The 25,081-nt window shown below is 25.4% G+C and carries 30 protein-coding genes; 13 read left to right on the top strand and 17 right to left on the bottom strand.

The window, feature by feature from the left end:
• Nucleotides 1-40: 40 nt before the first annotated feature.
• The 14 genes from ABVS04_RS09235 to ABVS04_RS09170 all read right to left on the bottom strand — a co-directional run bounded on the left by ABVS04_RS09235 (nt 41) and on the right by ABVS04_RS09170 (nt 9,643).
• Complete coding sequence (locus ABVS04_RS09235; RefSeq protein WP_368030414.1) at nt 41-502, bottom strand: N-acetyltransferase; 462 nt, start codon at nt 500-502, stop codon at nt 41-43.
• Entirely contained in the window at nt 492-1,094 is a 603-nt protein-coding gene (gene yihA, locus ABVS04_RS09230; RefSeq protein WP_368030413.1) for a ribosome biogenesis GTP-binding protein YihA/YsxC, read from the bottom strand. Before yihA ends, ABVS04_RS09235 begins: the two co-directional genes overlap by 11 nt.
• Nucleotides 1,091-1,585, bottom strand: a complete 495-nt coding sequence (lptA, locus tag ABVS04_RS09225; RefSeq protein WP_368030412.1) for a lipopolysaccharide transport periplasmic protein LptA — start codon at nt 1,583-1,585, stop codon at nt 1,091-1,093. Before lptA ends, yihA begins: the two co-directional genes overlap by 4 nt.
• Entirely contained in the window at nt 1,582-2,127 is a 546-nt protein-coding gene (locus ABVS04_RS09220) for a hypothetical protein (RefSeq protein WP_368030411.1), read from the bottom strand. The genes lptA and ABVS04_RS09220 overlap by 4 nt, the downstream gene beginning before the upstream one ends.
• Nucleotides 2,118-2,615, bottom strand: a complete 498-nt coding sequence (locus ABVS04_RS09215; RefSeq protein ID WP_368030410.1) for a KdsC family phosphatase — start codon at nt 2,613-2,615, stop codon at nt 2,118-2,120. Before ABVS04_RS09215 ends, ABVS04_RS09220 begins: the two co-directional genes overlap by 10 nt.
• A complete protein-coding gene (gene hisB / locus ABVS04_RS09210) occupies nt 2,612-3,184 on the bottom strand; it encodes an imidazoleglycerol-phosphate dehydratase HisB (RefSeq protein ID WP_368030409.1) in 573 nt (190 codons plus the stop codon). The genes ABVS04_RS09215 and hisB overlap by 4 nt, the downstream gene beginning before the upstream one ends.
• Nucleotides 3,185-3,193: 9 nt before the next feature.
• On the bottom strand, nt 3,194-4,183 hold the full coding sequence (locus ABVS04_RS09205) for a septal ring lytic transglycosylase RlpA family protein (protein WP_368030408.1): 990 nt from the start codon (nt 4,181-4,183) through the stop codon (nt 3,194-3,196).
• Nucleotides 4,167-5,429: a transglycosylase SLT domain-containing protein gene (locus tag ABVS04_RS09200; RefSeq protein WP_368030407.1), complete on the bottom strand. Its 1,263-nt coding sequence runs from the start codon at nt 5,427-5,429 to the stop codon at nt 4,167-4,169. Before ABVS04_RS09200 ends, ABVS04_RS09205 begins: the two co-directional genes overlap by 17 nt.
• A gap of 36 nt (nt 5,430-5,465) precedes the next feature.
• The gene (locus tag ABVS04_RS09195) at nt 5,466-6,254 is read right to left on the bottom strand and encodes a TatD family hydrolase (protein ID WP_368030496.1); all 789 of its coding nucleotides are present in this window, start codon (nt 6,252-6,254) and stop codon (nt 5,466-5,468) included.
• A complete protein-coding gene (locus ABVS04_RS09190) occupies nt 6,251-6,556 on the bottom strand; it encodes a hypothetical protein (protein ID WP_368030406.1) in 306 nt (101 codons plus the stop codon). Before ABVS04_RS09190 ends, ABVS04_RS09195 begins: the two co-directional genes overlap by 4 nt.
• Before the next feature lie 59 nt (nt 6,557-6,615).
• Nucleotides 6,616-7,944, bottom strand: a complete 1,329-nt coding sequence (hslU, locus tag ABVS04_RS09185) for an ATP-dependent protease ATPase subunit HslU (RefSeq protein WP_368030405.1) — start codon at nt 7,942-7,944, stop codon at nt 6,616-6,618.
• A gap of 5 nt (nt 7,945-7,949) precedes the next feature.
• On the bottom strand, nt 7,950-8,486 hold the full coding sequence (gene hslV, locus ABVS04_RS09180; RefSeq protein ID WP_368030404.1) for an ATP-dependent protease subunit HslV: 537 nt from the start codon (nt 8,484-8,486) through the stop codon (nt 7,950-7,952).
• Nucleotides 8,487-8,490: 4 nt separating this feature from the next.
• Complete coding sequence (gene rplI, locus ABVS04_RS09175; RefSeq protein ID WP_368030403.1) at nt 8,491-8,937, bottom strand: 50S ribosomal protein L9; 447 nt, start codon at nt 8,935-8,937, stop codon at nt 8,491-8,493.
• Between the two features lie 67 nt (nt 8,938-9,004).
• Nucleotides 9,005-9,643 carry a recombinase family protein gene (locus ABVS04_RS09170; protein WP_368030402.1) on the bottom strand — a complete coding sequence of 213 codons (639 nt, stop codon included), beginning with the start codon at nt 9,641-9,643 and terminating at the stop codon, nt 9,005-9,007.
• Nucleotides 9,644-9,853: 210 nt separating this feature from the next.
• On the opposite strand from ABVS04_RS09170, the gene ABVS04_RS09165 reads away from it, so the two are divergent.
• Genes ABVS04_RS09165 through ABVS04_RS09135 form a run of 7 tightly spaced genes read left to right on the top strand, consistent with a single transcriptional unit; the run spans nt 9,854 to nt 15,977 of the window.
• Nucleotides 9,854-10,408 (top strand): UbiX family flavin prenyltransferase, encoded by a 555-nt coding sequence (locus ABVS04_RS09165; protein WP_368030401.1) that lies wholly within the window; start codon nt 9,854-9,856, stop codon nt 10,406-10,408.
• 2 nt (nt 10,409-10,410) lie between these two features.
• Nucleotides 10,411-10,905, top strand: coding sequence for a pantetheine-phosphate adenylyltransferase (gene coaD, locus ABVS04_RS09160; protein ID WP_368030400.1), 495 nt, complete (start codon nt 10,411-10,413; stop codon nt 10,903-10,905).
• A complete protein-coding gene (gene tmk, locus ABVS04_RS09155; RefSeq protein WP_368030399.1) occupies nt 10,890-11,459 on the top strand; it encodes a dTMP kinase in 570 nt (189 codons plus the stop codon). Before coaD ends, tmk begins: the two co-directional genes overlap by 16 nt.
• Nucleotides 11,449-12,672 carry a histidine--tRNA ligase gene (gene hisS, locus ABVS04_RS09150; RefSeq protein ID WP_368030398.1) on the top strand — a complete coding sequence of 408 codons (1,224 nt, stop codon included), beginning with the start codon at nt 11,449-11,451 and terminating at the stop codon, nt 12,670-12,672. Before tmk ends, hisS begins: the two co-directional genes overlap by 11 nt.
• Before the next feature lie 2 nt (nt 12,673-12,674).
• Nucleotides 12,675-14,480 (top strand): biosynthetic arginine decarboxylase, encoded by a 1,806-nt coding sequence (speA, locus tag ABVS04_RS09145; protein WP_368030397.1) that lies wholly within the window; start codon nt 12,675-12,677, stop codon nt 14,478-14,480.
• Nucleotides 14,473-15,246 (top strand): serine O-acetyltransferase, encoded by a 774-nt coding sequence (cysE, locus tag ABVS04_RS09140; RefSeq protein WP_368030396.1) that lies wholly within the window; start codon nt 14,473-14,475, stop codon nt 15,244-15,246. The genes speA and cysE overlap by 8 nt, the downstream gene beginning before the upstream one ends.
• Nucleotides 15,243-15,977: a sulfite exporter TauE/SafE family protein gene (locus ABVS04_RS09135; RefSeq protein WP_368030395.1), complete on the top strand. Its 735-nt coding sequence runs from the start codon at nt 15,243-15,245 to the stop codon at nt 15,975-15,977. The genes cysE and ABVS04_RS09135 overlap by 4 nt, the downstream gene beginning before the upstream one ends.
• A gap of 4 nt (nt 15,978-15,981) precedes the next feature.
• Here ABVS04_RS09135 and ABVS04_RS09130 read toward each other — a convergent pair whose 3' ends face one another.
• The gene (locus tag ABVS04_RS09130; protein ID WP_368030394.1) at nt 15,982-17,208 is read right to left on the bottom strand and encodes a DEAD/DEAH box helicase; all 1,227 of its coding nucleotides are present in this window, start codon (nt 17,206-17,208) and stop codon (nt 15,982-15,984) included.
• Nucleotides 17,209-17,403: 195 nt separating this feature from the next.
• Here ABVS04_RS09130 and ABVS04_RS09125 point away from each other — a divergent pair, with 195 nt between their 5' ends.
• Complete coding sequence (locus tag ABVS04_RS09125) at nt 17,404-17,901, top strand: hypothetical protein (RefSeq protein ID WP_368030393.1); 498 nt, start codon at nt 17,404-17,406, stop codon at nt 17,899-17,901.
• Nucleotides 17,902-18,030: 129 nt separating this feature from the next.
• On the opposite strand, the gene ABVS04_RS09120 is transcribed toward ABVS04_RS09125, so the two are convergent.
• Together ABVS04_RS09120 and ABVS04_RS09115 are read right to left on the bottom strand one after the other, a co-directional pair.
• A complete protein-coding gene (locus ABVS04_RS09120) occupies nt 18,031-18,213 on the bottom strand; it encodes a hypothetical protein (RefSeq protein WP_368030392.1) in 183 nt (60 codons plus the stop codon).
• 74 nt (nt 18,214-18,287) lie between these two features.
• A complete protein-coding gene (locus ABVS04_RS09115; RefSeq protein ID WP_368030391.1) occupies nt 18,288-19,034 on the bottom strand; it encodes a response regulator transcription factor in 747 nt (248 codons plus the stop codon).
• Nucleotides 19,035-19,116: 82 nt separating this feature from the next.
• On the opposite strand from ABVS04_RS09115, the gene ABVS04_RS09110 reads away from it, so the two are divergent.
• From ABVS04_RS09110 to ABVS04_RS09090, 5 genes are all read left to right on the top strand, one after another.
• Nucleotides 19,117-20,169: a sensor histidine kinase gene (locus ABVS04_RS09110; protein WP_368030390.1), complete on the top strand. Its 1,053-nt coding sequence runs from the start codon at nt 19,117-19,119 to the stop codon at nt 20,167-20,169.
• A 61-nt stretch (nt 20,170-20,230) separates the two neighbouring features.
• A complete protein-coding gene (locus tag ABVS04_RS09105; RefSeq protein WP_368030389.1) occupies nt 20,231-22,174 on the top strand; it encodes a cache domain-containing protein in 1,944 nt (647 codons plus the stop codon).
• 54 nt (nt 22,175-22,228) lie between these two features.
• Nucleotides 22,229-22,957 carry a response regulator transcription factor gene (locus ABVS04_RS09100; RefSeq protein WP_368030388.1) on the top strand — a complete coding sequence of 243 codons (729 nt, stop codon included), beginning with the start codon at nt 22,229-22,231 and terminating at the stop codon, nt 22,955-22,957.
• Nucleotides 22,954-24,228, top strand: a complete 1,275-nt coding sequence (locus ABVS04_RS09095; protein ID WP_368030387.1) for a response regulator — start codon at nt 22,954-22,956, stop codon at nt 24,226-24,228. The genes ABVS04_RS09100 and ABVS04_RS09095 overlap by 4 nt, the downstream gene beginning before the upstream one ends.
• Before the next feature lie 100 nt (nt 24,229-24,328).
• A complete protein-coding gene (locus ABVS04_RS09090; protein ID WP_368030386.1) occupies nt 24,329-24,988 on the top strand; it encodes a transcriptional regulator in 660 nt (219 codons plus the stop codon).
• The last annotated feature ends 93 nt before the right edge of the window (nt 24,989-25,081 follow it).

Raw genomic sequence — 25,081 nt, 5'->3', positions numbered from 1 at the left:
AGATAGTTTTGAATTTCAAGACTATATAAAAAATGATGAATTACAAATCTATTACCATTGCAATTTCATCACAAATAGGAAAATGTTTACATCTTATACAATCAGCCCAAATTTTGTGTTCTGGAATTTCTTCTTTTGAAATAACTCTAAATCCACAAGATTCAAAAAAACCCTGTTCATAAGTTAAAGATAATAGTTGCTCTATTCCGTACTCTTTTGCTTCTTTAATACAAGATTCAACTAGTTTTTTTCCAAGTTTTAACCCTCTGAAATCTTTGCCTACAACTAAACTTCTCACTTCAGCAAGTCTTGGAGAATGGATGTGAGTTGCTGTAAATCCTGCCATTTTACCATCAACTTCAACAACAGTATAAGATCGAATTGTTGTAGCCATTTCATCAGCAGTTCTTAAAAGAATTTTCCCTTTATCAACTTCTTCTCTTACAATATCTTGCATTTTTGTAATATCAGCTACAGTTGGTTTATAAAATCTAATGTCCAAATAAGTATCCTGTAATTTTATTTTGTAAATCTATCATACCCTTTTTTTTCAAATTTGATATAAAAATTCCTTCTGGGTATTCTCTTTTTAATTTTGCTAAATCATTCATTTTTAATTTATCAATTTTAGTAAAAGCTTGAACAATAATTTGATCGCCTCTTTTAATAGTTTTTAGAAACTCATTAACATTTTTATCAATATCAAGTAAAGGATGTCTTGAATCAATTAAATGTACAAATATTTGTAAATTTGGTCTTTGCTCTAAATAGGCTGTTAAATTTCTATTCCATTCTGCTTTTAAACTTTTTGCTACTTTTGCATATCCAAAACCAGGTAAATCTACAAATCTTGCAAATAAATATGGTAATTCTTCGTTATCCGTTTTAAATTTAATTTCAAAATAATTTATAAGTTGAGTTTTTCCAGGAGTTGAAGATGACTTAGCTAAACCTTTTCTATTTGTCAAGGTATTTAAAAGTGAAGACTTTCCAACATTTGATCTTCCTAAAAAAGCAACTTCAGCTCTATCAGGGCTTGGTGAATCTGAAATTCCTTGCGCTGATTGTAAAAAATTAGCTTCAGTTATTTTCATTTTTTAGTTCCTTTATCTTCTCCACGCTCAACATTTAGTATAAATCTAACAGGTTTATTTTCACTACCTTTAACCTTAGCTTCACCATTTAATTGATTCACAAAAATTGTATCACCATAAACTTTTCTATCATCATTTTTTTCTTGTAAAAAACCATTTCCAATGATTGTGTATTCTTCTTTTTGTGGAGAATATATAATTTTATCTCCATTACCAATGTAATGCTTATCTTTTGTAACTATTTCAAAATCTGCTTTTCCAGTAGCTTCATATTTTAAAGGAATTTTAGCATTATTTTTGTCTGTGGTAAAAAATACATCAACTCGATCAGCATTTAACTTATCTTGACCCATTTTAATTTTTACATTACCTGTAAAAATAGAGATTCCTTTTTTATCATCTGCTTGAAAATCTTGTGCATCAATTACCAAAGTTTCAGTTTGTGCAAACAACAATGTAGAACAAAGTAATGTTCCAATTAAATATTTCATTTTTTTCCTTTTTGGGTTTTAGTCACATCTATTTCAAAATGTGTGTTTTTAGCTGTTATAAAATCACTGTTAATATCTAAAAATACTGAATTACCATTTAAAGTATGTTTATTATAAACACCTTTAAAAGGTTTTGAATTTTGCGCTGTTTTTTTAATATCATCATAAATCAATTCATCTGTATCTAATTGTATAAAATTATCTCTTTTATAATTTACATTATTGGTTAAAGTATAAATATCACCCTTTTTTACTATTGTATCTGCTTTAAGTTTTTCAAGATTAAAATCTTTACTTTTATCATTATTTTTTAAAATAATATCTGCATTGAACATTTCATCTCTGTCTTGATATTTTACAGCATGTGAAGAAACAACCATTCTATTTACATTTTCTTCATTTAATGTGTACATTATTGGTTTTTCAAATATAACTAATGGTAAATCTTTTTCTAATACATTCTTTTTTAAATTCTCAACAGGAAAAAAATAAGCTCCTAATGCTAATAATAAAAGAACTGAAGTAAAAATTCTCATATCCATGCGTTTAAAAAATCCTCTTCTAAATTTTCTTCTTTAAAAATGTATTCAAGCATTTCTCTAACTGCACCTTCCCCACCTTTATTTTGACAAATAACATTTACAAAATCTTTTAAATAATGAGTTCCATTTGCAGGAGTAAACGAAAGACCAACTTTTTTTAGCATATTATAGTCATTTAAATCATCGCCAATAGCAGCAACTTGACTCCATGATAAACCCTCTTTTTTTAGAATTTCTTCTAAAACTTCTTGTTTATTCTTTACTCCTTGATGAAGATGTGTAATATTTAACTCTTTTGCACGTTTTTCTACAATTGAAGAATTTCTTCCTGTGATAATTGCCGCTTTTTTACCAAAGTTTTTAGTCCAAACTGCAATTGCTAAACCGTCTGCAACATCAAAAGATTTTGTTTCTTCACCACTATTTGAATAAGTAATTTTACCATCAGTTAATGTACCATCAACATCTAAAACAATTAATTCAATCATAAAATACCTTTTGTACTAGGGATTCCTAGTTTTTCGTTTTTTATTAAAGCACGTCTTAATGCAACAGCAAATGCTTTAAAAGATGCTTCTAAAATATGATGTTTATTTCTTCCTCTATCTTGGATAATATGCACAGTTAATCCAGCATTTCCTGATAGTGCATGAAAAAATTCTTCAGCTAATTCAACATCAAAATCCCCTACTTTTCCACTTATATTTACTTCATAAACTAAATAAGGTCTATTTGATAAATCTAAAGCACAAGTAGTTGCTGCTTCATCCATTACTACTGTAGCATTTCCATATCTTTCAACAGCTTGAATTGGGAATATTGCTTTTTTTAAAGCTTGTCCTAAAACAATCCCACAATCTTCAACTGTATGATGTGCATCAATGTGTAAATCACCATCACATGACAATTCAATATCAATTCCACTGTGTTTTGATAAAGCTTCAAGCATATGATCAAAAAAACCCACACCTGTGTGAATATTTGATTTTCCACAACCGTTTATATCAATTTTACATTTTATATCTGTTTCTTTTGTTTTTCTATTAACTTCAATCATATTTTTATCCTAATCATTACTTATAACTGCATTATCTAAACCATTTGCATTTTTGAAATCTTGTGCATTTTCATAAGAATTAAAACCTCTTACAAATACTTTATTCAAAGTTTTTCCATTTACCATTACTTTTTGTACTTCTACTTTATTGCTTCTAAATTTCTTTTGATAATCATTTTTAACTTTTATAGCTCCTGATTCAACACTAAATGCTCCAACTTGAAGATTATAGTTTCCAACTGAAGAAGATATGCTAGAAGATGATGTTGTACTTGGTCTTGTAATTTTAGCACTAGAAGTTGTACTTGAAGTACTTCTTGAATTACTAAGAGGTACAGTACTTGTTTTAATGCTATCTTCTTTTATTTCCAAAGGCTCTAAAGCATCGATACCTGATTCTATCTCTTTTTCAATATTATTACTTGCTACTTGCGTAATTGGAACTTCTAAAGCAGGTGCATTTCTATTATCAATTTCTCCATTATATCCTAAAACTGTAACTTTTACTTTTGCAGTACCCCGTCCAACCATATCTATTTGATTAGCTGCTTTATTTGATAAATCTATAATTCTTCCTTTAACAAAAGGTCCTCTATCATTGATTCTCACTATAATTGATTTACCATTTTCTAAATTATCTACTTTTACAACTGTATTCATTGGTAGTGTTTTATGAGCTGCAGTCATATCATACATATCATAAATTTCTCCATTTGAAGTTTTCTTAGAATGGAAATCTGGACCATACCAAGAAGCAATACCATCAAAATCATCACCAATTTTTGCAACAAAAGGATAATATGTAATACCAAATACACTATAAGGTCTCATTGTATATTTATGCATCTCTTTTGAATTATTAATTTTTGAGTTTTTAGTATCTTTATAAAAACTATAATCTATATCACCATTTTTTTGAGAACATCCTGTAAAAAATAACAGACTTAATAATAAACTTAATAATATACTATTTTTTAAATTTCTATTTATAAATCTCAATTTTATCTCCTATATCTATTAAATTTGATTTCTTTTTATTATCAGATTTAAGTTTTTTTACACTTATTTTATATGCTTTTGCAATTGATTCAAATGAATCTCCTTTTTTTACTGTATAAATTAAGGCTTTCTTTTTATCATCTTTTACAATCTTTTTTTCATCTTTATTTTTTTTGCTATCAAGCACTTTATTTTTTTTAACTTCTTCAACTTTTTTATCAATAACTGGTTTTATGTTAGCAATATTTTTATTATAAAGTTCTAATTTATTCTTTGGAATATAAATATTAAAATTTTTAGAATCTTTTGGTAAAACTTGTTTTCTTATATGTTTATTTATATTTGCAAATTCACTTGAATTCATATTTATAGCACTCGCAATTGATTTTAATTGTATATTTTTTTGTGCTTTTACTTTTTCTAATCTATATGGAGCTTTTTTTATATCTTCGAACAAATCTCTACTTGAAAGCATTGAAAACACAGCAACTTTTTTTAAATAAGATAAGCTTGATTCAGGTAAATATTCCCTTTGCTTATTATTTTCTATTAAATACTCAAGACTAAAAGGAACTTCTAAACTTTGTAATTCTCCATAAACACCATAGACTTTTGATACTCCATTTTTTGTTCTTTTATAATCATCAAGAACTCTTTGATAACTTTTTAAAATTTGTGTACTTTTATTTGGATTATTTTCAATATACATATCTAGTGAAGCTCTAGTTAATCCTTCAATAACTCTTCCTTCGCCACAGTTATAAGCTAAAATTGATAAATACCATTTATCAAATTTTTTATAATATCTTTTTAAATAAGAACTAGCTGCATCAGTTGATTTTATTAAATCCAATCTTTCATCAATAAACTCATCATTTCTTAGTTTTAAATGTTTTGCAGTTGCTGGCATAATCTGCCAAAGTCCAGCAGGAGAATTTTTCCCTCTTACATGATTTACAAAACTAGTTTCAATCATAGGAATAAAAAATATAGCTTCTGGAAGATTCTCATTATCAATTTCTGTTCTTACAACTTGTGCATTTAATGAAGATTTTCTCAAAATACTTCGATAATAACTTATCTTTTTTGAAGAAGAATACTCATTAAATATATCAACTAGCTCACTATCTGAAATAAATGAAGATTCAAGTCCTAGGTTTTTTAAAACTCTTAAATCTTCGTTTGTTCCAAGATTTGCCCAAAGAGTATTTATTAAAAAAAATATTAACACTATGATTTTATTCAAAAAATCCTCACTTAATTGATATAAGTAAGATTATATCTAAGAAAGGCTAGAAAACTCTTTAAATAATTTTTTTGCATTATTTGTTGTTAAATTCTCAACATCATCTTGTGATAAGTCAAGTAGTTCAGCCATTTTAGCAGCTACAAAAACTGTATAATAAGGTTCATTTCGTTCACCTCTATGAGGATGAGGAGTAAGATAAGGAGCATCTGTTTCTATTATTAATTTATCTTTTGGTATTTTTGGTAAAACATTAACTAATTTTTTTGCATTTTTGAAAGTTAAAACTCCACCTATTCCAAAATAAAAATTATGCTCAGATAATGGAAGTAAATGTTCACTTGCATTATAACAATGTAAGACTCCACCAACTTCTTTTGCATTATAATCTACAAGTATTTGTCTTGAGTCATTAGAAGCATCTCTAATATGAATAATTAAAGGTTTTTTAACTTTTTTCGCAAACTCAATTTGAGAAATAAAGACTTCTTTTTGTTTTTTTATATTTGCAACTTTTTCATCTTCATTTTCAGGAAGTCTAAAATAATCTAAACCACATTCTCCAATTGCTATGCACTTAGGATGGTTTACATATTTTTCCATTATTTCAATATCAAACATATCAATATCATAAGGATGAATTCCAACAGCAAAATATACTTCTTTGTATTTTTCAGCAAGTTTTATTGCTTGAGGTAAGTCATTAAAATCAGCTCCTGGGATTAAAAAACCTTTAACCCCATGATTTACTGCATTTTTAATAACTGTATCTATATCTTCATAGTATTTTTTATTGTCTAAATGACAGTGAGTATCTATAATTATGATAAAAGCCTTTTATTTACTAAATTGATAATATTATTAATTTGCGAAATTTCCGACATTCTAATCCATGCATCAATACCAAAATTTTTAAAAGCGTCATAATCACTTTCATCTTCAATAATTGCTATTGAAACAAATTTATCTTTAGTTATACTACTCTTATTTTCTTCAAATTCAAATATTGAATCAATATTAATAATAACAATATCTGCTTCTAAGCTTGTTCCTGAATGAAAATGTTCAACATTAAATTCTGGATTAAATAAAGATTCATCTACTTCGCAAAATGTTATAATATTCATAATATTATCTCCTAATTTTTTTATTAAATTATTCTATCTAAAAATTATTAATCTACAACTTACAAGATATATCTAGCTGTATCAACATTATCAACAATTTCATCAAGTTTTTCAGATACTAATTCTTTCGTTACAATAACTTTTTGACCTTTTTTCTCATCTGCATTAAAAGAGATATCTTCAATAACTTTTTCAATAACAGTATGAAGTCTTCTTGCGCCTATATCTTCTGTTATTTCATTTGCAGTAACTGAATACTTTGCAAATGCTCTAATAGCTTCATCATCAAATTCTAAATCTACATCTTCAACCTCTAACAGAGCTTTGTATTGTCTTAATAAAGAGTTTTTAGTGCTAGTTAAAATTTTGTATAATGCTTCTTCATCTAATGATTCTAATTCTACTCTTAAAGGAAATCTTCCTTGAAGTTCAGGAATTAAATCACTTGGTTTTGATACATGAAATGCACCCGCTGCTATAAATAAAATATGATCAGTTTTAATTTGTCCAAATTTTGTTTGAACATTACTTCCTTCAACTATTGGAAGTAAATCTCTTTGAACACCCTCTTTTGATGGGTCTTGTCCATTATTCTTTTTACCAGATGCAATTTTATCAATTTCATCTAAAAATATAATTCCACCATTCTCAGCTCTTTTTATAGCTTCAATTTTTATAGCTTCTTGATCAAGAAGAGAATCACTTGCAACTCCTTTTAAAAGAATTTTTGCATCTTTTATAGTTACATCTTTTTTGATTTTTTCTTTATTCATTCCGCCTAACATTTTATTTAAGCTTTCTTGCATAGAACTCATATCAAATGGCATTGAAGAATCTAAGATTTCCACATGTGCTTTTTTAGGAACTTCAATTTCAATTTTTTTGTCATCTAAACTTCCATCTAAAAGTTTTTTTTCCATTACATTATAAGTTTTAATAAAAGATTCTTTTGCACTTTCACTAGCAGTTGCAGGAAGTGGTGGAACTAAAATTTCAATAATTTTTTTATTTACTTCATCTTCAATTTTATCTTTTATTTTATCTTCAAATTCTTTTGTTACTAAATTAATACTTTCATATACTAAATCTCTAACCATAGACTCAACATCTCGACCTACAAATCCAACTTCTGTATATTTACTAGCTTCAACTTTTACAAATGGTAATCCCATCATTTTTGCTAATCTTCTTGCAATTTCAGTTTTACCAACTCCTGTACTACCTATCATTAAAATATTTTTAGGCATTATCTCTTCTTGAAGTTTTGGTTCAACTTTCATTCTTCTGTATCTATTTCTAAGCGCTAATGCAATAGTTTTTTTTGCACCAGCTTGACCAATAATATAATCATCTAAGTATGCAACGATTTGCTTTGGTGTCATATCCATACTTTTTAATCCTCTATTTTTAATATTTTAATATTTTGATTTGTGTATATACAAAGTTCACCTGCTATCATTAAAGATTCTCTAACAACTGCTTCTTCATCTAAAGTAGAATGTTTTGCAAGAGCACGTGCAGCTGAAATAGCAAAATTACCACCACTTCCAATAGAAGCTATACTCCCATCTTCAGGTTCAACAACATCACCATTTCCACTTAAAATAAAAATTTTTTCTTTATTTAAAACTATCATCATAGCTTCTAATCTTCTTAAAACTTTATCTTTTCTCCACTCTTTTGAAAAAGCGATAACAGATTTTAATAAATCACCTTTACAAGCTTCTAAGTGACCTTCAAACATATCAAAAAGATTAAATGCATCTGCTGTACTTCCAGCAAATCCAGCTAAAATTTGATCCTTATAAAGAGTTCTGATTTTTGTTGCATTCCCTTTTAAAACAGTATTTCCAAAAGTAACTTGTCCATCACCTCCAATAACTGCTTTATTAACACCCTTATAGGCAAGTATAGTTGTAGCATCAAACATCTATTTATTCTCCAATAATATCAACTTTTAAACTTGCATGAATTGCATGACCTAATTTACAATCAACTTCATAAATTCCAACAGATTTGATTTTTTTATCTAATGAAATATTTTTTTTATCTAATATAATAGAAAATTGATCTTCTAGTGATTCTGCAATTTCTTTATTTGTTACTGAACCTATTAAATGACCATTTGCCCCTATTTTATGTTTAATTGTTAATTTTGTTGCATTTAATTTCTCTGATAATTCTTTTGCAGCTGCAATTTCTTTAGCTTCATTTTCAGCTGCTCTTTTTTGTTCAGATTTCCATCTGTTTAATACTTCAGTTGTTGCGTGTAATGCTAAGCCTTTACCAATTAAGAAGTTTTTACCATAACCATCTGCCACCTCTTTAATCTCACCAGCTTTTCCTAAACTTTTTACATCTTTTGTTAATAATACTTTCACAATAACTCCATTAATTTTAATTATTTTATTTTACTATATTTTATTTAAACCATCATAAATATAAATATTATAATGTTTTTTGTTCATTTTTTAAATTTGTCTTAATTTTTCTCTTTTTAACATAATTATTCAACCCTATATGATTGTTATATCCTAGAAGTTTTGAAATTTTTCTAACAGATAGACCAACAGCTAGAAGTTCTTCTATTTTATCCCTTTGTAAATCAAATTTTGATTTTTGAATTGTACCTTTTGGTTTTCCCAAAGCTATTCCATTTAATTTTTTTGCAGTTAATGCTTCTTTAGTTCTTAGACTCATCAACTCTTTTTCTAATCCAATTGTCATTGAAATTACACTTAAGATCATCTGAGTTAGCATATCTTTATCATCTATTAAATCTAAATTTTGTTCAACAATTATTATTCTGATTTTATTTGATAGTAAGAATTTAACTATTTCTAAAATAGTTTCAATGGTTCTTCCAAAAACATTTAAATTTGAAACAATAATAGTTGAATTCATTTCACAATTTTTTAATAGTTCTAATATATTTTTTTCTTCACGAGGAGTATTAATACTAATTTCTATATTTTTATACACATCAATATTTTTCTTATTTATATATTTTTCAACAGAATCTTTTTGCTCTTGAGTATATTTTGAATTATTCTCATTTTTTCTAATATAAGTAAAAAATCTCGACATATCAAATCCTTTTACATAAGGTATATTAAATAATATTTTATTATACATATTGTTTAAATATAATATATATTATTTATACAATATGTTATCAAATATTGCATTAAATCAAGCTTATATTTAGGGGTGTTTCTTATATATGATAAGGTGGATTGAATTAAAAGTTTTTTTTTGCTATTATCATTTTTAATATATTAAATTAAAAGGTTTTTTTTGAAAATAACTGTTGCAATTTCAGGGGCTAGTGGCTCTAATCTTGGAGTAAATTTTGTAAAGCAAATACCAAAAGAGATTGAAGTCTTTGTTGTCTTTTCAAAAAGTGCTAAAACTGCTTTAAAACTTGAAAAAGGTATGTCTGTAAACAAATTATTTGAAGATTATGAAAATATCACTGTTTTTAAAGATTCTCAGATAGGAGCCAGTATTGCATCCGGTTCTTTTAAAGTTGATAAAATGATAATATTGCCATGTTCAATGAACACTTTAGCAAAATGTGCTGTTGGAATATCTGATTCACTTATTACAAGAGCTTTTACAGTTATGTTAAAAGAAAAGAGAGATATAGTAATAGCTCCTAGAGAAATGCCTTTAAATAGTATTATATTAGAAAACATGCTTAAATTATCAAACTTAGGAGTAATAATAGCACCTCCAATTTTAGGCTATTATAGCGCTCAACAAAGTTTAGAAGATATGGAAAAATTTCTAATTGGTAAATGGTTTGATTTACTAAAAATAGATAATAACTTATATAAAAGATGGGAATAAATATGTCAAAAAATTGTGATATAAATTCATATAGGAAAGCCATTTATAGTGGTACTTTTGATCCAATTACAAATGGACATTTGGATATTATTAAACGTGCTGCTAATATATTTGACGAAGTAATTATAGCTGTTGCAAAAAGTGAACTTAAAAAACCTATGTTTAATCATGATCAAAGAGTTGCTTTTGCACAAGCAGCAGTTGAAGAAATTGAGGGAGTTAGTGTATTGGGATTTGATACTTTACTTGTAGATTTAGCTACTGAACTTAAAGTAAATACTATTATCAGGGGATTAAGAGCAGTTTCTGATTTTGAGTTTGAACTTCAAATGGGATATGCTAACTCCTCAATAAATAAAAAAATTGAAACTTTATATCTAATGCCAACATTACAAAATGCATTTGTTTCTTCTACAATTGTAAGAGAAATTATTAGATTTAATGGTAAATTTGAACATTTAGTTCCAGAGAAAGTTGTTAAATGTATGCAGTTATAGAAGGTATTGATACAGCTGGAAAATCTACTCAATTAGATTTATTAAAAAATAAATTTCCAAAAGCTATTTTTACAAAAGAACCCGGTGGAACTACGCTTGGAAGTAAGCTAAGAGTAATGGCTTTAAATGGTGAAGCAAAATCAAAAGTTGCTGAAATGTTTCTTTTTATGGCTGATAGAGCTGAACATATTGAAGAAGTAATAAAGCCCAATAAAAATAATACAATAATATCTGATAGATCGATAATATCGGGTATTGCTTATTCAACACAATTAAAGATAGATAAATTAATAGAATTGAATTTAATCGCTACAGATAATACACTTCCTACTCATGTAATTTTACTTGAACTAAGCCCAGAAGAGCTAAAATATAGATTGTCTCAAAAAGAGAATGATTCTATAGAATTAAGAGGAATTGATTACCTATTAAATATTCAAAATAGAATGAAAGAGACTATAAAAAAATTAAATATAAACTATATTTTTATAGATGCAAGTTTAAAAATAGAAGAAATAGAAAAGAAGATAGAGGAATTTATAAATGTCAAATAAAACAATACAAAGTCTAAGAGGAATGAAAGATATTGTAAATGAAGAGAGTACTTTATTTACTTATTTTGTAGAAAATGCTTCTAGAATTGCAAAAAACTACGGTTTTTCATATATTGAAACACCTCTTTTAGAAGAAACAGCACTATTTAAAAGATCTGTTGGAGAAAGTAGTGATATTGTCAATAAAGAGATGTATCAGTTTATTGATAAAGGTGAAAACGACGTATGCTTAAGACCTGAAGGAACAGCAGGAGTTGTTAGATATTTTGTCGAAAAAAAGCTTGATCGTGCTGGTGGAAACTATAAGTGGTATTACTATGGACCTATGTTTAGATATGAAAGACCACAAAAAGGAAGACTAAGAGAATTTCACCAATTTGGTTGTGAAGTATTTGGAATAAATTCTGTTTTTGAAGATGCAAATATAATTATAATGCTTAAAGAAATTCTTGATTTCTTTGGAATTGGATTTACATTAAAATTAAATTCTTTAGGATGTAATGAATGTATGCCTCCGTATAAAGAAAATCTGGTTAAACATTTAACAAATTTCAAAGAAAACCTTTGCGAAGATTGTAATAGAAGGATTCTAGTAAATCCTATTAGAGTATTAGATTGTAAAAATGATAAATGTCAATTATTATTAACAGATGCTCCAAAAATTACAACAAGCTTGTGTAATTCTTGTGATACTGATTTTGAAAAATTAAAAGAAATTTTAACTTTTAACAATATAAATTATGAAATAGATTCAAATCTTGTTAGAGGTTTAGATTATTATAATAAAACTGCATTTGAATTCGTTAGTAATGAAATTGGTGCACAAAGTGCAATTGCAGGTGGTGGAAGATACGATAGACTAGTTGAATTTTTAGGTGGAAAATCAACTAGTGGAATTGGTTTTGCAATTGGAATTGAAAGATTGTTAGAGCTTGTAAAGATGCCACAATGTAATCAAGATGTGATATATATAGGTGCTTTAGATGAAAGCTCATTAAATATAATGATCAAAGTTGCAAATCAAAAGAGAAAAACAACAAAAACTTTAGTAGAATACGCACCTAGAAGTTTTGGGAAACATTTTGGAATTGCAGAAAAATTAGGTGCTAATATTGTAGCCTTAATTGGAGAAAATGAATTAAAAAATGGAACAATTTATATTAAAAATATAAAAACAAAAGAAGAAACAAATTTAAAATTAGAGGATTTTTAAAAGTGAATAACTACGGTATAGACATATGGAGTGATGATAATTTTATAATAGAAAATGGATTAGCAAAGGTTAATTATGATTGTAAGCCTTCACTAATTTCTATTGTTAAAGATATAAGAAAACAAGATTTCAAAGGTCCTTTACTTTTAAGGTTTCCTCACATTACAGAAAAGCAAATAAATACTTTATACAATACATTCAATTCAAGTATTAGGGAGTATGATTATCAAGGAACGTTTAATGCAGTTTTCCCTTTAAAAGTAAATCAATTACCTAACTTTATTCATCCTTTGATTAATGAAGGTAAAAAATTTAATTATGGATTAGAAGCTGGAAGTAAAGCTGAACTTGTAATTGCTATGACTTATAATAATATCAACGCTCCAATTACTGTAAATGGATTTAAAGATAAAGAAATGATTCATTTAGGCTTTATTGCAAAAAGTATGGGACATGATATTACTTTAATTATTGAAGGTTTAAATGAGCTTGAAATGATTATTGAAGTATTAAAAGAAACAAAAATGAAAGCTCCAAGTATTGGTCTACGAGTTAGACTTCACAGTGGAGGAAGTGGATTATGGGCTAAAAGTGGAGGAATTAACTCTAAGTTTGGATTAACATCTACAGAAATTTTAGAAGCTTATGAATTAATGGAAGAGAATAATATTGTTCAATATCTAACAATGATTCATTTTCATATAGGTTCTGCTATGAATTCAATTAAACCATTAAAAAAAGCATTAAGAGAAGCTGGTCATATTTATGCAGAACTTAAAAATTTAGGTGCAGCAAATCTTAATGCAATTAATATTGGTGGTGGATTAGCAGTTGAATATAATGCTTATGAAAGAACAAGATTTTACTCTCTTTCTGAGTTTGCAAATGATGTAATATTTACTTTAAAAGATATTGCACGTCAAAAAGGTGTTGATCAACCAAATATTTTCACTGAATCAGGAAGATTTATATCTGCTGCATCTACAGTTTTAATAACACCTGTACTTGAATTATTTTCATCGGAATATGATCTTGATCATTTGAAATTAAAAGAAAAAAATCCTCCATTAATTCAAGAATTACATGATTTATTAAGAGATATGTCTGAAAGAACTGCCTATGAATATATGCATGATAGTATAGACCACATGGAATCTTTATTAACATTATTTGATTTAGGTTATATTGATTTACAAGATAGATCAAATGCTGAAATTTTAACTCACCAAGTAATAAAAAAAGCTATATCTTTACTTCAAATTGATAATTATGAAGAATTAAAAAAACTAGATGAAAATATTCAAGAAAAATATTTATTAAACTTTTCATTATTCCAATCTCTTCCTGATTATTGGGGAATTGATCAAGAATTCCCAATAATGCCTATTACTCATCTTGATGAAAAACCTACAAGAAGTGCTTCATTATGGGACATTACTTGTGATAGTGATGGAGAGTTACCATTTGATATAAAAAAACCTTTATATTTACATGATGTAAATTTAAATAAAGAAGACTACTTTATTGGTTTCTTTAATGTTGGTGCTTACCAAGATACTTTAGGGATGAAACATAATTTATTTTCTCACCCAACAGAAGTAAATATTGTATTTAAAGATGGAAAAGTAGTATTAGAAAAAATCTTAGAATCTCAAAAAATTATTGATATTTTAGAGGATATTGATTACGATACAAATGAAATAAGAGCAATATTAAGAAAAAATTTAAGTGACCACAATTATAATGATATTGAAAAATATTTAAATGAAAATAGTTACTTAAAAACTATCTGGAGTTATCATGAATAATGAAACAATAGAAGAGCAAGAACAAGACAAAGAGCAGGAAAAGATTTCATTTTGGGCACAAATAAAAGAAGACTTTTGTGTTCCAAGAAATAATGACCCTGCTTTAGACAATAACTTAGAATTATTTTTTAATTACCCAGGTGTTTGGGCAATTATAAATCATAGAATTGCTAATAAACTTTATTACAAAGGTTGGAAAAAATTATCTAGAGTTATAAATGGTATTTCTTCTTTTCTTACAAAAACAGATATTCACCCTGCTTGTACAATAGGAAGAAGAGTTTTTATTGACCATGCAATTGGAGTTGTTATTGGTGCAACTGCAATTGTTGAAGATGATGTTTTAATCTATCAAGGAGTAACTCTTGGTGGAGTTAGTTTAAATAAAGGGAAAAGACATCCCACAGTAAAATCAAATACAGTTATTGGAAGTGGAGCAAAAGTTTTAGGAAATATAACTATTGGTAAAAATTCTAAAATTGGTGCTAATTCAGTTGTTGTTTGTGATGTACCAGATAATTCAACTGCTGTTGGAGTTCCTGCAAAAATTATTAGACGTGATAATAAAAACTGTAAAATGGCACATGGTGATTTACCTGATATCAATAAAGAAATGTTTAAATATCTTCTTGAACGAATTCACGTTGTTGAAGTTGCATTAAAAGAAGAAGATGGAATTGATGTAAGTATAAAAGACAAAAAGCTTGAAGAGGATTATAATAATTTTATTGAAGCTATGAATTCAATTAAAAAGAGTGAATCTTGACATTAGAACTTGCTTTCTTTGGAATAATCACAGGTTTTATATCTGGATTTTTTGGAGTTGGGGGAGGAATGATTCTTGTTCCTTTACTTCTACTTCTTGGATACGTAATGAAAGAAGCCGTTGCAATATCTATTATGCAAATGGTTTTCTCATCAATTTATGGATCTATTTTAAATGCTAAGCATGCTCAAAATGTTGTAAAAGATGGCCTAATTATTGGATTAGGTGGGTTTGTTGGTGGTTTGCAAAGTGGTTATATTGTAACAAATGTATCAAATGAATCTTTACAATATTTATTTATCATTATCTTAATTTTTTCAATTATCCGAATTTTTTATTCTCCTGCTGTTCATGATTGTGAAAGAAAATCACATAGTAAACTTACTTTATTTATTATTGGTGCTTTTATAGGAATTGTTGCAATGAGTATTGGAGTTGGTGGTTCAATTTTATTAACGCCTATTTTAGTTGGATTTATGAAGTATGATTTAAAATCAGCTACTGCACTTGGATTATTTTTCGTAATATTCTCATCAGTTGCAGGATTTGCATCTATTTCTCTTCATGGACAAATGCTATATTTTGAAGGTGCTACAGTTGGTATTGGATCACTTATTGGGGTATATTTTGGAATAAAAGCAAAACATTTGGTAAAAGCAACATCTTATAAACAATATATTTTAATATTAAATTTAATTATATTAGCTGCAATGCTTTATAAGACTATCTAGTCTTTTAAAGTTTTTGCTCTCGTAACTTATCTTTTTTACTTTTTCTTTTACCTTTTACAGGCTCATTACCTTTTTCTTTTAAAACTACTGTTCCTATTAATTCAAAACCTTCTATTTGTTCTATTTGCAGTTTTAAATCACATTTTTTTTCAATCAATGCAAAGTGTTCAAAATCTTCTAATCCTATAAAAGAGATTGCCGTTCCACTCTTCCCTGCTCTTCCTGTTCTACCAATTCTATGAATATAATCAGCAGCAGCTCTTGGTAAATCAAAATTTACAACACAAGAAATATCATCAATATGAAGTCCACGAGCAGCAATATCTGTAGCAAATAAAATTTTTATTCTCTTATCTTTGAAATCTTGTAGAGTTTCGTTTCTTTCATCTTGAAGTAAATCGCCATGAAAAGACTCTGCACTTAAGCCATATTTTCTAAACTTTGCAGCTATATTATCACAAGAGCGTTTATTTGCCATAAAAACAAGTATTTGCTCCCAAGCTTCCTTTTGTATTAAATTTCTCAAAAGTGGGCTTCTATTCTCTTTATTTACTTCTATTGCCCTTTGATTTATACTTTGTACAGTAGCTGTTTCATCTTCTAAGAAAACTTCTACAGCTTTACTTGTGATTTTTGCAATTATATTTTGAACTTTTACAGGATAAGTTGCTGAAAAAAGTAGATTTTGTCTTTCTTTTGGAATTTGATTTAAAAGTAAATCTAACTCTTCTTCAAAACCAAAATCAAGCATTTTATCAGCCTCATCTAAAACAAAAAATTCAAGTGATGACAAATTCATCTGTTTTTTTTCTAAAATATCAAGCAATCTTCCAGTAGTAGCAACAACAATATCACAACCTTTTTGTATATCTAAAAGCTGATCACCTATACTTTTTCCACCAATAATAGTTACTAATTTTGGTTTTTTTTCTAGATTTTGAGAAAATAATTCAAAAGATTGAGATACTTGTAAAGCTAGTTCTCGAGTTGGTGTTAAAATCAAAACTCTAATTTTTGATTTTCCTTCATATTTTTTTTCATCCCAAAGTTGTAAAATAGGTAAAACAAAACTAGCAGTTTTTCCACTACCTGTTTGAGCTTTTGCCATAATATCTTTTTTCTCTAAGATTAAAGGAATTACTTTTTCTTGAATCTTTGTTGGTAATACATAAGCATTTTCCCTTAGTGATTTGTTTATTTCATCCAAAAAAATTAGTTTAGAAAATAGCATATGTAAAAATCCTTTTATTTATTTTACGCAATTTTAAGATTAATTAGCTTTATTTCAAGATTAAATTTTTCAATACTTCAGATTTATCATTTTTTTTGACATAAAAATTTAAATCTTAGTATGAATAAGATATAATTCCGAAAAATATTAAAAAAGATTCTCAAATAGAAAACTCAAACAAACTAAGGTCAGCTTTTGCAATTTATTGAAAAAACCCAAGAATATTTTATCATATCATCTTCATGGTTTTCACAGGCTATTTTTTGGTTAGAAAACACTCAAATAACTCCTTATAATTATCCTGCATGGATATTACTTTTATCATCTATTTTTGCTATTATAAGTTTATTTACATTATTTATATTAATCAAAAAGAATTCTAAATTAGACTATACAACATATACAGAAGATTCTATTTATGGAGCAAATTGGAAATGGAAATGGCATAAAAATAAAATAACAAATTTACAATGCTACTGTCCCAATTGCAATTCAATATTAGTTTATGATGATACTTCTTCTCATAGCAAACACACCGATGTTAAAAAAACAGATTTTATTTGTGAATCATGTAAATCACGATTAATCACCTCTATTCATGGTGGAAATAAGAATTATGCTTTTAATGCAGTTAAAAGAGAAATTGAAAGACGTATTAGAATCAATGAATATAAATTAAATATTAGTAAATAAAAAATTTATTCTTTATTTTAAATACTTACATTTTTAACTTTTAAAATAAATCATTACATCCTAAATTTTTGTATATTTAACTTGTAAATATTGATATATATAAAATATTAGGAAGAGTTGGATAAAGAACTATTGTATTTTATTTAAACAAATAAATCTTAATTCGTATTTTCCTGTTCTATAGTTTAATTTTTTTTCTGTTGCATGTTGATATCCACCCTTTTCACACTCTTCTTTACTCAATTGTTTTGAGTCTTGAATACATCCTGTAAAAAGTAAAATAAAAAGCGATGATAAAATTATAGTTTTCATAACATACTCCTTTTTCTTATGTTAAGAAACTATAGCAAGAGACAGTACTACAAAAGTATCATTTTTAATCAATATTAATCCAAAGCAATATGTATTTTATATCCAAAACTATAGATATTTTCCATATTTAAAGATGGTACCTTTTTTCTAAGTCGTGAGATTATATTTTTAAGATTTGTAATATCAGGATTTTTATCAAAATCATCAGCCCATACTGTTGATATTATTTCTTCATTATTATTGGTTTTTTCTGGATATTTTAGTAGTAAAGAAAGCAGTATTAATTCTTTTTTTGTTAATTTTATAACTTTATTATTATCTGTTAACTCTTGAGTTTTTTTGTTCCAAAATAAACTATCTGATAATTTTATTAAATCACTTGCTTTCTCTTTTTTTTTCTCAAAATAGATATCTTTATTTATTTTAAAAATTACATCTAAAAAATTATTATAATCCAAAGGCTTTAAAATAAATTGTCTAATGCCAAGATTAATTAACTGCATTAAATATGTACTCTCATTATGTGCCGATAAAACTAAAACTATTTGATTAGAATTTTCTTTATAAATAGCTTTTATTAGTTCAATACCATCCATATTTGGCATTTTTATATCACTTAAAACTAAATCAAAATAGATACCGTTTTTTTTATAAAAATCTAGATATTTTTTAAGTCCATCTTTCCCATCAACGCACACATAAACAATAGAAAAAATTTCTTCAAGTAACTCTTTTATTTCAGTTCTTATACTAAGATCGTCTTCAACAAAAAGAATAGAAATATCTTTTGAGTATTTTTCTAAAAGTGCATAATTCAACATTTGACAGCCTTTTTTTAAACCAAAAAATTAATATAATCTATTATAATGTATAAAACATAAATTTAATTGGAAATATTTTAATATGAGTGATAATAAAAAATTTTTTGCAGATATTCATGAAATAACCGATAATACAATTGAAGGTATTTTGATTATAGAAGATGGTTTTATTAAACATGTAAATAGGTCATTAGTAGATATTTTATGTTATGAAAACGAAAAAGAGCTTATTGGTAATTTAGCAGTTGGAATACTAATACCCACATCAAAAGAAAAATTCATAGAATATAACAGCAAAATTTTTCAAGAAATATCACTATTAAATAAAAATGCAGATATCATACCTGCAATTATAAAAATCAAAGATATAAATATAAATAATGTTTCTTATAAAATGGTTTCAGTACTAGATTTAACAGAAATTAAAAAAAATGAAAAAATAGTTTTAGAGCAATCAAAACTAGCAGCTATGGGTGAAATGGTCTCAATAATAGCACATCAATGGAGACAACCATTATGCGCAGTTGGTACAATAATAACTAGATTAAAACTTAAATACAATTTAAAAAAGATTGATTTAGATACTTATGATGAAAAATTAACTCAAATAAATGATTATGTTCAGTATATGTCAAATACAATTGATCATTTTAGAGATTTTTTAATAAAAGATTCAAAAAAAGATTTAGTAAAAATTGATGAAGTTGTAAACAATTGTTACACTTTAATCAAAAATAGTTTTGATATTCTAGGAATAAAAGTAAATATAAACACTTCAAAAAACCTAAAAAATATATACTTACACAAAAATGACCTTATACAAGTTATTTTAAATATTTTAAATAATGCAAAAGATGCATTAGTTTTAAATAATATTTTAAATCCACAAGTCACCATAAACTTTTTTGAAATGGAATCTTTTCAAATTATTGAAATAGAAGACAATGCAGGAGGAATAGACTTGGATATTATTGATAAGATATTTAATCCATATTTTTCAACTAAAGAGAAAAAAAATGGTACAGGTTTGGGTTTATATATTTGTAAAATGATAGTTGAGAAATATTTAAATGGAGAGATTAGCGTTAAAAACAAAAAAAATGGAGCTTCAATTATTATTAAATTATTTATTTAAATAATAATACTTTTCTGATACCCTTTTATAATATAATCCCCCAATTTATTGTGGAGAAAATATGAAAACTTTTAATAGCGAAAAAATAATACTTGCAATCATTAAATTTGGTGCAGTTATACCTACACTAATATTTTCATTTCTAATTACCTATACAATAATAAAACAAAAAGATGAAACTTTAAATAAAGAAATAGAAACATTTAAAAGTGAATTTATAAATAAAGAAAAATTACACATAAAAAATGAAATTGATAGAGTTGTTGATTCTATAAAATATGAAATTAAGAAATCAGATGAAGACTTAAAAACTTTTTTAAAAGAGAAAGTGTACGAAGCACATAAAATTGCAACTAATATTTATAATGTAGAGTCAACATTTTTAATCAATAAAAATATTGATAGAAAAGATCATACATATAAAACAATTAAATATGCCCTTGAAGGAATGTTATATAACGAAGGGAAGGGATATATATTTATTGATGATATAAATGGTTTAAAAGTTTTGCAGCCATTAAATAAAGATTTAGAAGGACATAATCTTTTAGAATATAAAGATATAAATGGTTATCAATATATGAAAAAGGTAGTGGAAACAATCAAAAACAAAAGTGAAACTTATGATGAATATTATTGGTATAAATCAAAAAACGATAAAACAACATATAAGAAAATCAGTTTTTATAAATATTTTGAACCCCTTGATTTTGCCATTGGAACAGGTGAATATTATGTTGATTTTGAAAAAAAGATACAAAATAATTTACTAGAAAAAATCAAAGGAATAAGACTTGAGGATAATGCTTATATCTTTGTTTTTAATCAAGAAGGAAATTATTTATCTCATTTTAATAAGAATAAAATAGGTACCAATGGATTTAATGTAAAAGATGCCAATGGAAAATATTTTGTCAAAGATATGTTTGAATTCATAGAAAAAAACAAAGAAGGTTATGTACAATACTTAGCATCATCAAAACCTGATAGTATACTAAAAAATGTAGAAAAAATTTCATATGTAAGGTATCTTGAGGAATGGGATTGGATTATTGGTACTGGTTTTTATTTAGATGAGTTGAATAATAAAATTAATAAAAAAGAAATAGAATTAAAACGTGAGCATGAAATTATTATTAATAATATTTTATTTTTAAGTGTTTTACTAACCTTAATTTTACTTATAATTTCTTTTTACATTTCAGGAATAATCAAGAAAAAGTTTAATAATTATAAAAAAGAGATAAAAAAAGAAATAAATAATACTATTAAAAAAGAAAGACTTTTAATTCAACAATCAAAAATGGCAACAATGGGAGAAATGATAGCAAATATAGCGCACCAGTGGAAACAACCTTTATCTCTAATCTCAACAGTATCTACAGGAATAAAAATTCAAAAAGACCTTAACTGTTTAAATGATAATGATATAGTTAAAGGAATGGATAATATTAATAATTCAGTACAATATTTATCTCATACAATTGATGATTTTAGAAACTTCTTTAAATCTGACAAAACAAAAATTAACTTTAAATTTCTAGATATATTTGAAGATACTATTAAGCTAATATTACCTCAATTTACAACTAATAATATTGAATTTATTAAAAATATAGATAATACTGAAATTAATGGTTATAGAAATGAACTTTTACAAGTTTTAATAAATATCTTTAAAAATGCAAAAGACGAATTTATTCAATTAGATAATAATCAAAAAAGATTTATTTTTATAGATTCATATAAAGAAGATACAAATTATATAATTAAAATAAAAGATAATGCAGGGGGAATATCTCTTGATGTTATTGAAAAGATATTTGATCCTTATTTTACAACTAAAGAGGACCATGAAGGAACAGGGATTGGTCTTTATATGTGTAAACAAATAATAAATGGAATGAATGGTGAAATTAGAGTTAAAAATAGTGAATATAAGTATAAAAATCAAATATATAAGGGTGCTGAATTTAGAATTTCTATACATTTATATTTAGAATAACTATATTAAATAATAATGATACATTTATAATACTATTTAATAATATAATTACGCATGATAACATTAGAATCTTATAAAAAACAATTAAATATTTTATATGTTGAAGATGACATACTATTTACACCTAAGATAAAATATATTCTTGAAAAAAGTTTTAAATCAGTTCTTATAGCTACAAATGGTCAAGAAGCATTAGAATTCTTTAAGATTAATAAAATTGATTTAATAATTAGTGATATAAATATGCCAAAAATGGATGGATTAACTTTTTTAAAAAAAATAAGAGAAATAAATAATGATATTCCTTTTATTTTCGTAACTGCAAGACAAGAAATAAACACTATTATTGATGCTATACAATTTGATATTAATAATTATATTTTAAAACCTATTGATTTAAAAAAATTTCTTTTTATAATAAATAAAACTGTTGAGAAAGAGTATAAGAGATACATTAGAATAGAAAAAAAATATCTAATAAAAATAGATGAAAATATTATTTGGAATAAAAAAACAAAAATGCTTTTAAAAAATGGCATTCCAGTCAAATTAACAAAAAAAGAATTACTATTACTAGATTTATTATTAAGTTCTGAAGAAAAAGTATATTCTTTATCAGAAATGATATATCAGATATGGGATGAAGATTATGAGCAGAAGGATTATATTTCAAATTTAAAAAATATAATTTCTCGTCTTCGAAACAAAATAACTGAAATAAACATAGAAAATATTTATGGCTTAGGATATACAATAAAAGTAAAAAATCAGGAAGATAAATGAATGAGTTGAAAAATTTTATAAAAACTTTAAATATACTTTATGTTGAAGATGAAGTAAGTGCTAGAGAAATCTTTACAAAAGTATTAAAAAGGTTTTTTAATACAGTTGATGCAAAAGAAAATGGCTTAGAAGGTTATTTAGCTTTCAGAGAAAAATATCTTAATAATGAAAAATATGATCTAATAATAAGTGATATTAACATGCCTAAAGTAGATGGAATGGAAATGCTAGAGAAGATTAGAGAAATAGATTCACAAGTGCCTGTAGTTTTTATTACAGCAAGACATGAAGCTGATGTTTTATTAAAAGCAATTGAATTACAAATTTCTGATTTTATTATTAAACCAATAAATTTTGATGATATTACAAAAGTAATAAATAAAGCATCAGAGAAATTATTTTTAAAAAATACATTACTTAGAAAAAATACCGAACTTGAACTCTATCTTAAGACAATTGAGCAAATAGCCTTCATTATAAAAATGGATTTAGATTTTAATATTACTTATATAAATGACCTTTTTTGCAATAGTATAGATTGTGAAAGATCTGATATTATTGGTCAAAAATTTGACACATTAAAATCAAAAATATCTGCTTCTTCTGCCTTTAATAATTTAAAAGAGAATTTATCAAATGGTAAAAACTGGGAAGATACTATTAAAATAAAAAAAAATGAAAATGAATCTATATATTTAAAAACTAAAATTATAAAAATCTATGATGACTTAAATAAAAATGTGCAAGAGTATATTTTTATTGCTTACACCATAACAGATCAGGAGAATGAAAAGAAAGATTTAAATAAAAAGATGTTTCAAAATATTGCTCATCTAAAAAAAGAATCTTACAATAGTTTAATTGAGAATAAAAAATTAGAAGGGGAAGTTGAATCACTAAAAAATCATATATTCAATTTAGATAAACAACTTATAGAAGTAAATAAATCAAAATCAGGTTTATTGAAACAATTAGAAGCATATGAGATAAGTAGCTTAAACCAATCTAGTGGAAAAATAGACTTATTAAGAAAAAAGAATGAAGAGTGCGAAGTACTCAGAAAAAGCCTACAAAAATTGAAAATTGAAAAAGAATTATTACTTGAAAAAATGAATGAATTTAAAGACACAATTGAACATAAAGATAATCTAATAGATATGTTCAGAAAAAATGAAATGCAATTTAATAATAAAATTGAAGCTTTAGAATATATTATTACTGAGTTAGAAGAAAGTAAAGCTAAAAGTAAGAAAGGTATGTTTAATTTATAATTTATTTAAATAAATTATAAAAAATAATTAAAATGATACTATTATAATATTATTTAATTGTAGAATTATATATATAATAATTTTTTAAAGGGATTTTATCATGAATAATTCTATTTTATTTTTAACTGAAAATTTAAACTATATTGAAAAATTAGAAGAACATTTAAATAAAAATTATGCTTTTCATTTTTTAAATTATGACAAGTTTTATTCACTAAATAAAGCTATTAATACTTTTAATTTAATTATATTTGATAATAGTAATTACTCATTAATAAAAATTAAAGAAATCTTCGAACAATTTAAAAATTATGATTTTAATATACCAGTAATCATATTACAGAATAAAATCTTAAATGACTTAGCAATCTATAAAGATATGAATATTTATGCTATTCTTCAGGAAAATATTGATGAAAATAGTTTAATTGCTAATATTGAAATTTGTTTTAATTTTTTACAAAAAAATCAAAAAATATTATTTGAAAAGAAATTTTATTTTGATATGTATAAAAAGATATTATTTGAAAAGAAAAAAATCATTAGCCTTACAAATATAGAAAGAGAATTAATAATCTTACTTATTAAAAATGCAAATAATGTAATAAACTATGAAGATATTTCAAAGGAAGTTTGGAAAGGAAAGAAGTTTTCACTATTTACATTAAGAAATACAGTTAAACATATTAGAGAAAAAACTTACAAGACTTTTATCCAAAATTCCTCAAAAAAAGGTTATTGGATAGATATATACAATTAAAAGGAGAGTTTTATAAGGGAGCATTAGAAATTTCGTGTCAATCTGATAACATAATATTAAGGATTGACAATGGAACGACAAATAGAGTTTAAC

Origin of the sequence: Arcobacter sp. s6 (assembly GCF_040884245.1) — a bacterium.
Taxonomy (GTDB): Bacteria; Campylobacterota; Campylobacteria; order Campylobacterales; family Arcobacteraceae; genus Aliarcobacter.
Note: the sequence above shows the minus strand (reverse complement) of the source record. Positions and strands in the feature narration are given on the sequence as shown.